This is a genomic window from Actinomyces oris (assembly GCF_001553935.1).
Lineage (GTDB): Bacteria > Actinomycetota > Actinomycetes > Actinomycetales > Actinomycetaceae > Actinomyces > Actinomyces oris_A.
Genome location: NZ_CP014232.1, coordinates 731804 through 744484, shown reverse-complemented (window position 1 = coordinate 744484; position 12681 = coordinate 731804). Strand labels below are relative to the sequence as shown.

11 protein-coding genes are annotated in these 12681 nt (G+C 71.7%); 8 read left to right on the top strand and 3 right to left on the bottom strand.

The genetic code is table 11. The features are described from left to right. Window positions 1-128: 128 nt before the first annotated feature. The 6 genes from purD to purQ all read left to right on the top strand — a co-directional run bounded on the left by purD (window position 129) and on the right by purQ (window position 6288). Window positions 129-1436: a phosphoribosylamine--glycine ligase gene (gene purD, locus AXE84_RS03180; protein ID WP_060956811.1), complete on the top strand. Its 1308-nt coding sequence runs from the start codon at window positions 129-131 to the stop codon at window positions 1434-1436. Between the two features lie 435 nt (window positions 1437-1871). Then, a complete protein-coding gene (locus AXE84_RS03175) occupies window positions 1872-2822 on the top strand; it encodes a phosphoribosylaminoimidazolesuccinocarboxamide synthase (RefSeq protein WP_010614346.1) in 951 nt (316 codons plus the stop codon). Then, window positions 2819-3508 (top strand): hypothetical protein, encoded by a 690-nt coding sequence (locus tag AXE84_RS03170; protein WP_060956810.1) that lies wholly within the window; start codon window positions 2819-2821, stop codon window positions 3506-3508. The genes AXE84_RS03175 and AXE84_RS03170 overlap by 4 nt, the downstream gene beginning before the upstream one ends. Next, window positions 3505-5220: a hypothetical protein gene (locus tag AXE84_RS12975; RefSeq protein WP_060956809.1), complete on the top strand. Its 1716-nt coding sequence runs from the start codon at window positions 3505-3507 to the stop codon at window positions 5218-5220. Before AXE84_RS03170 ends, AXE84_RS12975 begins: the two co-directional genes overlap by 4 nt. 87 nt (window positions 5221-5307) lie before the next feature. Continuing rightward, entirely contained in the window at window positions 5308-5562 is a 255-nt protein-coding gene (gene purS, locus AXE84_RS03160; RefSeq protein WP_003787688.1) for a phosphoribosylformylglycinamidine synthase subunit PurS, read from the top strand. A gap of 3 nt (window positions 5563-5565) precedes the next feature. Beyond that, window positions 5566-6288 carry a phosphoribosylformylglycinamidine synthase subunit PurQ gene (purQ, locus tag AXE84_RS03155; RefSeq protein WP_010614350.1) on the top strand — a complete coding sequence of 241 codons (723 nt, stop codon included), beginning with the start codon at window positions 5566-5568 and terminating at the stop codon, window positions 6286-6288. Window positions 6289-6891: 603 nt separating this feature from the next. Here purQ and AXE84_RS03150 read toward each other — a convergent pair. Further along, window positions 6892-7242, bottom strand: a complete 351-nt coding sequence (locus AXE84_RS03150) for a TfoX/Sxy family protein (protein ID WP_060956808.1) — start codon at window positions 7240-7242, stop codon at window positions 6892-6894. Between the two features lie 264 nt (window positions 7243-7506). Beyond that, complete coding sequence (locus AXE84_RS03145; protein WP_060956807.1) at window positions 7507-8919, bottom strand: glycosyltransferase; 1413 nt, start codon at window positions 8917-8919, stop codon at window positions 7507-7509. Window positions 8920-9146: 227 nt separating this feature from the next. On the opposite strand from AXE84_RS03145, the gene purL reads away from it, so the two are divergent. After that, a complete protein-coding gene (gene purL / locus AXE84_RS03140) occupies window positions 9147-11507 on the top strand; it encodes a phosphoribosylformylglycinamidine synthase subunit PurL (RefSeq protein WP_060956806.1) in 2361 nt (786 codons plus the stop codon). 196 nt (window positions 11508-11703) lie between these two features. Here the strand turns inward: purL and AXE84_RS03135 are convergent, their stop codons facing one another. Further along, window positions 11704-12177 (bottom strand): hypothetical protein, encoded by a 474-nt coding sequence (locus AXE84_RS03135; RefSeq protein WP_060956805.1) that lies wholly within the window; start codon window positions 12175-12177, stop codon window positions 11704-11706. 55 nt (window positions 12178-12232) lie between these two features. Between AXE84_RS03135 and AXE84_RS03130 the strand changes: the two genes are divergently transcribed. Then, window positions 12233-12625, top strand: coding sequence for a VOC family protein (locus AXE84_RS03130; RefSeq protein WP_060956804.1), 393 nt, complete (start codon window positions 12233-12235; stop codon window positions 12623-12625). The last annotated feature ends 56 nt before the right edge of the window (window positions 12626-12681 follow it).

The window sequence follows — 12681 nt, the reverse complement described above, 5'->3', positions numbered from 1 at the left end:
CCCCGGAATGACCTGAGGGTACTCGGCTGCGATCCGGGTTTCCCAAGAATCGGCTCACGCCCGCCCCAGGGGCACGCGGGGCCCGCGATTCCGGGCCTCATGCGGCCTCCATCATCTAGGCTATCGCCGTGAAGATCCTGCTCCTCGGCTCCGGCGCGCGCGAGCACGCCCTGGCCCGTGCCCTCGCCCGTGATCCGCAGACCGCTGAGCTCGTCGTCGCCCCCGGGAACCCCGGCACGGCGGCCATTGCCACGAACCTCAACATTGACCCCAGCGTCCCCGAGGAGGTCGTGGCCCTGGCCACCCAGATGGAGGCCGACCTCGTCGTCGTCGGCCCCGAGGCACCCCTGGTCGCCGGTGTTGCCGACGCTGTGCGCGAGGCCGGGATCCCCTGCTTCGGCCCCGGCGCGGAGGCCGCCCGCCTTGAGGGCTCGAAGGCCTTCGCCAAGGAGATCATGACCGCCGCGGGCGTCCCCACCGCCGAGGCCGCCGTGTGCACCACCGAGGCCGAGCTGACCGCCGCCCTGGACCGCTTCGGGGCCCCCCATGTCGTCAAGGAGGACGGCCTGGCCGCCGGCAAGGGCGTCGTCGTCACCGACGAGCGCCCCGTCGCCCTGGCCCACGGACGCGCCTGCCTGACCCGTGGCAGTGGTCGCGTCGTCGTCGAGGACTACCTCGACGGCCCCGAGGCCTCCGTGTTCTGCGTGTGCGACGGCGCCACCGTCCGCCCCCTGGCCCCCGCCCAGGACTTCAAGCGCCTCCTCAATGACGACGCCGGCCCCAACACCGGCGGCATGGGCGCCTACTCGCCCCTGTCCTGGGCCCCGGCGGACCTCACCGAGCAGGTGGTGCGCGAGGTCGCCCAACCCGTCGTCGATGAGATGGCCCGCCGCGGCACCAGCTTCATCGGCCTGCTCTACTGTGGCCTGGCCCTGACCAGCCGCGGCCTGCGCGTCGTCGAGTTCAACGTGCGCTTCGGCGACCCCGAGACCCAGGCCGTCCTGGCCCGCCTGACCTCCTCCCTGCCCGAGCTGCTCCACGCCGCCGCCACCGGTCGTCTCGCCGAGGTCCCCGAGCCCACCTGGTCCGAGCAGTGCGCCGTCGACGTCGTCATCGCCGCCCCCGGCTACCCCGGGACCGTCACCACCGGCGGCACCATCACCGGGATCGAGGCCGCCGAGGAGCTCGACGACGTCCACGTGCTGCACGCCGGCACCGGCAACACCGAGCGCGGGGAGCTGGTCGCCGTCGGCGGGCGGGTCCTGTCCGTCGTCGCCCTGGGGGCGAGCCTCGAGGCGGCGCGGGAACGCGCCTATGAGGCCGTCGAGCGCATCGACCTTGAGGGCGCCCAGTACCGCACCGATATCGCCCAGGCGGCCAGTGAAGGCAGCGTTAGCAGCGTCAGCAGCGCTGCCAGCGCCGACCGGACCGAGTAGCTGAGGAGAGCCTCCTCGCCGTCGCGACCACGGCGCGCGGCTCGCCCTGCGCTGAACCCCAGAAGGCCGCCCTCAGTCCCGGACGTGAGGGACGGGCGGGTGACCCACGCACTTCTTCCGAGACCAAACGCACACCGCTCCTCTCTTTCCTGAGGGACTACTGCGACTTCTCGCCGGATGGGAGGGTGGATTTCGGCACCGGTGTTGACCCACGTCAGCCCGTTGCCCAGCCGGTCGGACGAGGTGTGACATGAGAGCCGTTCCCATCCCGTCGGTGGGATTTACTCCGGTCGCTCCCCGACTCCCCCTGACGACCCGACCCGGACAAATGCGTGCAATGGCGGGGCTATCGTGCGATCCTCCAAGGGTGACCCTGCGGTCGCCGCCGCGGCCTGGAACCGGACACAGGGTGCCCGCCGATGGCAGGATGGGGCCATGACTCAGTCCGCGAGCTCCGCCTCAGTCGGCCCCACTGCCTCAGCAGCCGACTCCCTGCCCCCCACCGTCCCTGGGTGGGAGCACCGCTCCAGCGGCAAGGTCCGGGACGTCTACGCCCCCACTTCCGACGGCCCATGGGGCGGGCAGGACGTGCTCCTCGTGGTCGCCTCGGACCGCATCAGCGCCTACGACCACATCCTGGCCACCCCGATCCCGGACAAGGGCAAGGTCCTCACGGCCCTGAGCGCCTGGTGGTTCGAGCAGCTCGCCGACGTCGTCCCGAACCACCTCGTCTCCCTCGACGTTCCCGCCCAGGTCGCCGGACGCGCCATGATCTGCCGACGGCTGGAGATGTACCCGGTCGAGTGCGTGGCCCGCGGCTACCTCACCGGCTCCGGCCTGGTCGAGTACCGGCAGAGCCGCTCCGTGTGCGGCGTCGCCCTGCCCGAGGGACTGACGGAGGCCTCCCGCCTTCCCGAGCCGATCTTCACCCCCGCCGCCAAGGCCGAGCTCGGCGAGCACGACGAGAACGTCACCTTCGAGCGCGTCGTCCAGATGGTGGGGGACAGCGCCGCCACCGCCCTGCGCGAGACCACCCTGGCCCTCTACTCCCGGGCCGCCGAGATCGCCCGGGACCGCGGCATCATCCTGGCCGACACCAAGTTCGAGCTCGGCACCGACGCCGACGGCGAGCTGATCCTGGGCGACGAGGTCCTCACCCCCGACTCCTCCCGCTTCTGGCCCGCCGACGCCTGGGAGCCCGGCCGGGTCACCCCCTCCTTCGACAAGCAGTACGTGCGCGACTGGCTCACCTCTCCGGCCTCCGGCTGGGACCGGGACGGCGGCCAGGAGCCTCCTGCCCTGCCTGACGACGTCGTCGAACGGACCCGCGCCCGCTACCTCGAAGCCTACGAGCGGCTGACCGGTCACCCCCTGGAGCTGTCATGACCACGACCTCACCCGCATCGGACCTCCCTGATACCGGGAGCGCCACCCGCGCCTTCAAACCGGGGCCGGGCTTCTACGTGCTGGTCGGCCTCATTGTCGTGACGATCGTGCTGGCGCTGTCGGCCGCCATCACCTCCGCCCTCGGGGCCACCGAGACCTCCCGCGTCCTGGGTGGTATTGCCCTGGTCCTCGTGGGGCTGGGCATGCTCGCCTCCTTGAGGCTCTCCGCCCGCTCCCTGGTGGTCAACGCCCCCCGCCTGCGTCTGGAGCGCAACCGGGTCCGCGCGGCCCGGGCCCGGCAGGGCGGCGAGTCCTCCAAGAACGGGGGGAGTGCCAAGGGCGCCCGCGGCAAGGGGGCCAAGGGCTCCCAATCCTCCCAGCGGGGCTCGGGAACCGACGGCGCAGCCCTGCCCGGCACTGATCTGGCAACGCTCACCGTGCCGGGAACCAAGGTGCTCGTGCCCGAGTCCACAGGCCGGCGCGAGCTGACCACCCTCGACGTGGTCTCCGGCCCCCTCACCACCGCACTGGCCGCGACGTCGTTCGGGCGCGCGGCCGACGAGCGCCTGGCCGGGACCTCCACCGGCGAGACCCTCATCCGTGTCGGCCAGCTCCTGCTCGGCGCCACCGGCTTCGTGCTCGTGGCCCTGGGGCTCGCCTCCATCCTGGGACAGGTGATCTCATGACCCCCCGCGACCGACGTTCCGACAACGAGCAGGGGCCCGTCAACTGGGGCATCATGCCCAAGCGGACCCCACGTCCGAAGAGCGCCTCCGCCCGGTCCGGCGGCAGCGGGCTGCTTGAGGTCGTCCGCTCCGGCAACAACCCGGCCCCCACCGGCTCGGCCGCCTCGGCCCCCTCATCCGCCTCGGGAGTCTCCGCGGCCTCCGCCGCCGGCTCAACTGCCAGCTCTGCCGGCGCCCGGGACACAGGCGGCGCGGCGGTCATGACGGAGGACGACCTGCGGTCAGCCGCGGCCCAGGCCATCGCCTCAGGAACCGCTGACGCCGTCGACGCCGCCATCGCCATCGACCTGGCCGACGTGCCCGACGAGGACACCGGATGGGCCGGCTCCGCCCTGTCCGCCGGCTCGCCCGCCTCCCCGGCCACCCCGTACACCGTCGGCGGGCCCTCCAACACCCCCGGGGACCATGGCGAGACCGCCCCGACTGCCGCACCGGACCCGCTCCCTGCCAGCGCCGGCAGTGCTGCCGGCACTCCCGGCTCCCCGGCCCCCCAGCAGCGGGTCGCGGCCGCCGCCAGCGCCGATGGTCGCTCACCACGGCCCGTCGTACGTCCCACAGCCGTTGACGGGCCGAGCAGCGCGCCCCAGACGGGAGCCACCACCACCCGCGTCTTCACCATCTCCCAGGGCAGGCCCGAGGCCGTGCCCAGCGGAGCATCCGCGGCCTCCGTGGCGGCTGCGCCGTCGGCGACCGCGGCACCGGCCGCACCCGCACCAGCGGCACCGGCAGCCTCGGCCCCCAGTGCCGCAGCCCCCTCCGCCCGCGGCCGCGGCTACCAGACGCGCCCCAGTGCCGCCACCACCGCCCCCGCCGCGCCCACGAGCCCGGCGGCCCAGCCCGAGGCCGAGGAGGACGCCGGCATCCTGGCCGAGTCCAGCGCCTGGGAGGCGGCCACCAACGCCCTGGACGCCGAGGAGATCAAAGCCCAGGGAGGCACTGACTGGGGGGTGGGGCGCGGCCCCGCCAAGGGACGCGGACCCCGCCGCTCCTCCTCGGGCACCGACTGGGGCGTGGGGCGCGGAAGCGCCAAGAGCGCCGCTGCCCGGACCCGCTCCCCGTGGCCGGCGGCCGTGCGCCGCCAGCGCCTGGCCGGCGTGGCCTTCGCCCTGCTCGGCCTGGTCCTGGCCACCGCCTCGGCCATGAACCTGGCCCGCAACGCCGAGGCCGGACACCCGTGGATCCCGCCGTGGCTCGTCGCGGTCCTCGGCGGCGCCGGGCTGGTGGCCGCCGCCGGCTACCTCGCCTGGGCCGGAGGCACCCCCGTACGCCGTGAGGCCGAGCGTTGGAAGCCCGGTGTGCTCGACGCCGCCGCCGGCCTGACCACTGGTTCCGTCAAGGTCCACGACCCCGCCCGGCTGGTGGCCCGAGCTCGCGGACCGCTCCTTCCGGGCGCCTCTGAGCGCGGCGACGAGACGGCCCCCACCGTGGACTCCGGCCCTACGCCGGTCATGGGCACCTCCACCGTCGACCAGTCCCTCCACGCCCCCGCCGGTGTCGCCGGGGCCGTGGGCGGGTTCATGCTCGCCAGCGCCGTGGTCTGCGCCGTCGTCGCCCTCATCCTGGGCTCCGCCTGGCTCATCGCCACGGCCGCCCTCACCCTGGGCGGAGTCGTGGCGATTCGGCTGGCCGGCGAGTGGCTCGGCCAGGTCTGAGCCACGTCGAGACGGCAGGCAGTGTCCCGGCCTGCATACGGGTAGTCTTGGGCTGCGCACTCATCCCGCCTGATCCGAGGAGCACCCATGGGACGCATCGTTGTCGAGGTCATGCCCAAGCCCGAGATTCTTGACCCCCAGGGCAAGGCTGTCGTCGGAAGCCTTCCCCGCCTCGGCTTCGAGCAGTTCACCGGGGTGCGGCAGGGCCGTCGCTTCGAGCTGACCGTGGACGGCCCCGTCACCGAGGAGCACCTGGCCGCCGCCCGCGAGGCCGCCGACACCCTCCTGTCCAACCCGATCATCGAGGACGTCGTCTCCGTCGCCGCCGACGAGGAGGCCTGAGCCGTGAGTGAGTCGCTCAGCAGCTCCCCCGCCGCCCGTATCGGCGTCATCACCTTCCCCGGGACGCTCGACGACGTCGACGCCGCCCGCGCCGTGCGCCTGGCCGGGGCCGAGCCGGTGAGCCTGTGGCACAAGGACGCCGACCTGCGCGGGGTCGACGCCGTCGTCGTGCCCGGAGGCTTCTCCTACGGCGACTACCTGCGCTGCGGCGCCATCGCCCGCTTCGCCCCCGTCATGGAGGAGGTCGTGGCCGCCGCCGAGCGTGGCATGCCGGTGCTCGGCATCTGCAACGGCTTCCAGATCCTCGCCGAGGCCCACCTCCTGCCCGGCGCCCTCCTGCGCAACGCGAACCAGCGCTTCATCTGCGTCGAGCAGCGGCTGCGCGTGGAGAACACCCAGACCGCCTGGACCAACCGGTACGCGGAGGGGGAGGAGATCGTCGTTCCCATGAAGAACGGCGAGGGCAACTTCATCGCCTCCCCCGAGGAGCTCGACCGCCTCGAGGGGGAGGGACTCGTCGTCTTCCGCTACGTGGGCAACCCCAACGGCTCAGCCCGCGACATCGCCGGCGTGCGCAACGAACGCGGCAACGTCGTCGGACTCATGCCCCACCCCGAGCACGCCGTGGAGCCCGGTTTCGGTCCCGGCTCGCAGGCCGGGCCGCGCACCGGCACCGACGGCCTGGGAGTCTTCCGCTCCGCCATCGACTCGCTGCTGGCCGTCTGAGGACGCCGCATCCGGCACCCACACCTGACAGCCGTCAGAGGTGGGTGCCGAGTCATTCCCCGTCACGTTATCCACAGATCCGCCTCGCGCCTGTGCAGAACTGTGGAGAAGACAGGGCGGTCGCTCACTCGGGCGACCCAGGAGTGACTGCACTCAAGTTGCATGACGATGAAGAATGTGCTGTCCCAACCGTCGGGGGCTCCGCCTTGGGATGACCGAGATGGCGGGTGCGACTGCTTGGATGATTATCCCGGATTTTCAGCCAAAACTCGGTATCTGGGGATGCCGCCCCAAGGTGCGTGGCGGCCTGGGCCGGGAGCCTCCGGCAGGGGTGCTCGCCCAGTGTGGAGGTCTCGAACCGGCGTTGCGCACAGGAAGAATGGCGACATCCCACAAACCCCCACAGCCATGCACAAGCCTGTGGACACGACCTGTGGATAACTCGGCCTGCGATGTGATGAAGTCCCCTGGGCTGGCTCCCCCAGTGCGCGGCTGTCGGCCGCTCACCGGTCGGGGTGTGCTGCGAGACGTGCTCGTTGCGGCGGGTCTTGAGAAAAACCGCCGTCAGCTCTGGCAAGGCCCTTGTGAGCTCCTGCCTGTTGATTACCTGCCGGTGACGGTGCGGTTGTGGCGCATCGCGACGTCAACCCAGAAGGTGAGGTGGTCGTCGTCGGCGATGGCCTCGGGCGCGACGGTGACCCAGCCGGGCCCCATGACTCGCCCGGCCCCCATCTGAGCTCGCCTCGCACCCGGTTCGCCCAGGAGCGTTTCGTGGCGGTCGGCGGCGACGCGTACCAGGAGGTCCCCGGTCTTCCCGGCGCTGACGATCATCTTGTCGTTGACCATGATCGCGCGGCCTCCGAACATGGGGACCTCGCGCACGTCCGGTTCGTCGTCAACCAGCGTGCGGATGCGCTGAACGAGGTGGTGCTGCTCAGGTGTCATGGCTGCCATCGCTTCGTCTCCTGTGGGCGGTCAGTCGGTCAAGGGCTGCCAGTGCCGGGGTGAGGACGTCTGACTTCCGCGCCTGTGTCCCGGGAGCCGACCAGACCGGCGGCCGGGTGTCCACAGCGCTGACATGAGCGAGATCGCTGCCGAAGTGACCAGTGGAGATCGTTGAAATTCTGCGGTTGTTCCGCGGCACGTGGCGTCTGTGCGGAGTTAATGTCAGCGCCATGGACACTGACGCCCCTGTGGGGCGTCTTTCTCGTCGACTCCTCAGCCCACCAGGTCGGCCACGATCTGCAGGAGGTCCTGCAGGTGCCGGTTGGACAGGAACTCCCGGCGCACGGACTCGTGGGCGGCCAGCCCCATCTCCTGGGCCCGCTCGGGGAAGAGCAGTAGGTCGCGCACGGCCTCGGCCCAAGCGAGGCCGTTGGCCGGGTCGACCAGGACGCCGTCGACGCCGTCGTCGATCTGGTCGCGGATGCCGCCGACTGCGGAGGCGACTACCGGGGCCTTCTTCCACATCGCCTCGGCCACGGTCAGTCCGAAGGCCTCGATGAGGGAGCGCTGGGTGACGACCGAGCTGACTCGCTGGATGGCATTGACGACGGTGGCGTTGACCTCCCGGTCCTCCATGCTCACGGCGGCCACGTGGATCCGCGAGGCGACCGATTCCGGCAGCACCGAGCAGCGCTCCACGATCTGGGTGAGGGTGGCCTGCGACTCGGGCCCATCCGGGGTCGGGCCGACCAGCAGTAGGTGGGCATCCTCGGGCAGCACGGCGATGTTCTCGGCGAAGGCCTCCACCAGCTCTAGGCCGCCCTTGAGGCGGTCCCAGCGGTTGACCTGGGTGACGACCCGGGCCCCCAGCGGCACCTGACCACCGGCCAGGACCGGGTCATCGGCCAGGCCGCGGAAGGCGTCGGCGCGCCCGTCGTGACGCATGAAGGGCACCGCCTCGAAGGGCGGCTCGCCGGCGAAGATCCCGGACAGGCGCGCCACCGACCAGGCCTCGTCCAGGTCCAGGACCCGGTTCTTGGGGGAGTCGGCGTCGATGGAGGGGGCCAGGACCGCGCAGCGCTCGGCCTCGATGTAGGGCGGGCGGTACTCGGGGCGGGAGACGATGACGAGGTCCACGTCCTCCAGGTAGCGGTCCAGGAAGGCCCAGGCGTAGTCGGCGGCCTCGCCTGCGCCCTCGGCCCCGGCGTGGCAGCGCCAGATGACCGTGGCGCCCGCCGCCTTGAGGGCCTTGGCCAGGCCCGCCGTGGGCGGGTCGTGCAGGATGACGACGTCGTCGGGGCGGACCTCCTCGACGATGTTCTCCGCGTTGGAGGCCAGGACGTGCTCGTAGATGTCGCGCTGCTTATCCCCGAGCTTGCCGCCGTCGCCGTGGTCCCCGTGGATGCCGGCGTGCAGGCGGGCCGCGATCCGGGTGAACTCCTCGGGGGCGTCCAGGGTCAGCCAGCGCACGTTAAGGCCGGCGCCCAGGGAGTAGCCCACGAGGGGGGCGACCGTCTCCGCAGGCCCCGAGCCGGCGGCGGCCGACGGCGTGACCGTCCACACGGTGCGCCCCTCCAGCAGGGCCTCGGCCCCCGTCAGGCTGGTGTGCAGTCGTTTGATGGCCACCTCGTCCAGGTGGCTCTCCAAGTGCGACAGGGGCAGCGGGGCGACGTCGATGTCTCTCATGACACGATCTTCCCCCGAAATCCTGTGAGGCGCAGCACTTTGGGTGTGGGCGTGGCGTCTTGTTGCCGTTTCGGCATTCTTCTGGCTGGATTCCGCAGAGCGCCGATCGGGCTCGCATGAAGTGCTCGGGGTGTGCGGGGGCGGTCCCGCGTGGGTGGTGGTGTGAGGTGTCGTGGGGCGTGGGTAGGCTTGGTCCGGCCGCACTCCCTCGTCAACCAGGAGCCCCCATGGCGTCCGAGCCCATGATCCCCGCCGCCCACCCCGACACCGTCGCCGACGCCGCCGCGACGCCCGACAGGGAGATGCCCTGGAAGGAGCTGGGCCTCAAGGCCGACGAGTACGAGTCCATCCGCGAGCTGCTGGGGCGCCGCCCCACCAACGCCGAGCTGGCCATGTACTCGGTCATGTGGTCCGAGCACTGCTCCTACAAGTCCTCCAAGATCCACCTGCGCCAGTTCGGCGCCAAGACCACCCCCGAGATGCGCGAGCACCTCCTGGTCGGCATGGGGGAGAACGCCGGCGTCGTCGACATCGGTGACGGCTGGGCCGTGACCTACAAGGTCGAGTCCCACAACCACCCCAGCTATGTCGAGCCCTACCAGGGGGCCGCCACCGGCGTGGGCGGCATCGTGCGCGACATCATCTCCATGGGCGCGCGGCCCGTGGCCGTCATGGACCAGCTGCGCTTCGGCGCCGTCGACCACCCCGACACCGCGCGCGTCGTCCACGGCGTCGTGGCCGGCGTGGGCACCTACGGCAACTCCCTGGGCCTGCCCAACATCGGCGGCGAGACCGAGTTCGACTCCTCCTACCAGGAGAACCCACTGGTCAACGCCCTGTGCGTGGGCGTGCTGCGCCACGAGGACATCCACCTGGCCAACGCCACCGGCGCCGGCAACAAGGTGGTGCTCTTCGGGGCCCGCACCGGCGGGGACGGCATCGGCGGGGCCTCCATCCTGGCCTCGGAGTCCTTCGAGGACGGCATGCCCGCCAAGCGCCCCAGCGTCCAGGTGGGCGACCCCTTCATGGAGAAGGTCCTTATCGAGTGCTGCCTCGACCTGTTCGGCGCCGGGCTCGTGCTCGGCATCCAGGACCTGGGCGCCGCCGGCATCTCCTGCGCCACCTCCGAGCTGGCCTCCAACGGCGACGGCGGCATGCACGTGGACCTGGAGAAGGTGCTCCTGCGCGACCCCACCCTGACCGCCGGGGAGATCCTCATGAGCGAGTCCCAGGAGCGCATGATGGCCGTCGTCGCGCCCGACAAGCTCGAGGAGTTCATGGCCGTCATCGACAAGTGGGACGTCGAGGCCGCCGTCATCGGGGAGGTCAACGGCTCGGGCCGCCTGACCATCGACCACTTCGGGGAGCGGATCGTCGACGTCGACCCGCGCACCGTGGCCCACGAGGGTCCCACCTACGAGCGTCCCTACGCCCGCCCCGCCTGGCAGGACGCGCTCAACGCCGACACCACCGAGCGCCTGGCCCGCCCCGAGTCCGCCACCGAGCTGGCCGAGCAGGTGCGCGCCGTCGTCACCAGTCCCAACCAGGCCTCCACCGCCTGGGTGACCGACCAGTACGACCGCTTCGTGCGCGGCGACACCGCCCTGTGCCAGCCCGACGACGCCGGCGTCATCCGTGTCGACGAGGCCACCGGCCGGGGTGTGGCCATTTCCACCGACGCCAACGGCCGCTTCACCAAGCTCGACCCCGCCACCGGCGCCGCCCAGGCCCTGGCCGAGTCCTACCGCAATGTGTGCACCGTGGGCGCCCGGCCCCTGGCCGTCACCGACTGCCTCAACTTCGGCTCGCCGGAGGACCCCGACGCCATGTGGCAGCTCGTCGAGGCCATCACCGGCCTGGCCGACGCCTGCGCCGTCATGGGCGTGCCGGTCACCGGCGGCAACGTCTCGCTCTACAACTCCCACGGCAAGGTCAAGGGGCAGATCGACTCCTCGATCAACCCCACGCCCGTCGTCGGCGTCCTGGGCGTCATGGACGATGTGCGCCGTGCCAACCCCTCGGGCTGGCACGAGGAGGGCCTGGCCATCATGGCCCTGGGTGCCACCGCCGACGAGCTCGACGGCTCGGCCTGGTCCCGCGTGGTCCACGACCACCTCGGCGGGCTGCCCCCGCGCGTCGACCTCGACGCGGAGATGGCGCTCGGTCGGGTGCTGCTGGCCCTGAGCGAGGCGGAGGGCCCCGGCGGCGAGCCGCTGGTGCGCGTCGCCCACGACTGCTCGACCGGCGGCCTCATCCAGACTCTCGTGGACTCCTGCCTGCGCTGCGGCGTCGGCGCCAGCGTGGATCTGACCGCCATCCAGGAGGAGGGCGTGGACGACTTCACCGCCCTGTTCTCCGAGTCCGGGGCCCGCGCGATCGTCGCCGTACGCGAGGAGCTCGTGCCCGCCGTCACCGCGGCCGCCGAGGCCGAGGACGTCGCCGTGGCGCGCCTGGGGACCACCGGCGGCGACCTGCTCGTCGTGGCCGGCAGTGACCTGCTCTCCGACGGCGGTGCCGGGCGTCCCCTCGTCCTGGACCTGGCCGAGCTCGGGGCCGACGTCGAGGGTGTCCTGCCGGCGCTGTTCTGAGACCCGTTCGCCGACGGGGACATTCCTGCACAGATGGGGACATTCTTGTGCAGTCGGGGACCTTCGACGCCGTCGGGGACCGGAATCCTGTCCCCGGACGCGCAGGATGCCCCCGCCCGGAAGGGCGCCCACCCGGCCGTGTGGAATGTCCCCGTCGGTCCGCCCCGGTGCCCCGACGGCGTGCCTCCTGACTGCCCTACCGCGCCATCTCAGGTGTCGACGTGTGGTGGAGTGTCGCTGCGGAAACAAGCAGCACCACGGCCGGCAGGACGTTCACGAGGTAGATCCAGGCGCTCGGGTTGGATGCCTCTGCCGTGACGAGGCAACCGATGGTCAGTGAGACGGACAGGGAGATGCCGGCCAGTGCCACGCTGAGGACTGCCCCGCCCATCTTGTTGTCGGCCGCGACGACATAGAACGCGGTGATGAAGCCGATGACGGCCAGAATCAGGATGACGCTGTTCATCGTCCGCACGAGACTCACGAGATGGAGGCCAACGCCGGGTGATGAGCTGTCCGAGAAGCTCGGCGGCACGAGCGTGGAGGCGTCGAGGACGTGGTTCAACACAATGACGCCCAGTACCTGGGCACCCCAAGCGATGATAGTGATGATGGACTCGATGTCGGCCGATCGTGTGGGGCGTGAGGAGAGGGCCGCGGAGGATGTCATGGCTGGAGCCTGTCAAAGCGGCTGCCGCGTATCAACCAGTGGGTAGCCTGGAGGCATGATCGATCATGCCTCTGTGAATGTCAGTGATCCGGCGGCCTCGAAGGCCTTCTACGAGGCGGCGCTCGCGCCGCTGGGCTACCGCGTCGTCATGGAGTTCGGGCCCGTCACCGGACTGGGCGGGCCGACGCCCGGCGCGTCGGAGGACTCCCCGGTCCATGCGGACCTGTGGCTGGCCCCGGCGGAGAACCCGACGCCCTGCCATATCGCGCTGGCGGCGTCCTCGACGGCGCAGGTGGACGCCTTCCACGAGGCGGCCCTCGCGGCGGGCGGCACCGACAACGGCGGTCCCGGCGAGCGCCCGCACTACCACCCCGGCTACTACGGGGCCTTCGTCCTCGACCCCGACGGCAACAACCTCGAGGCCGTCTTCCACGGCGCCGGCGACTGAGCGCCGACTGCGCGCCTCTGACTGCAGACTGTGCATGCCTGTGGGCTGCGCGCCTC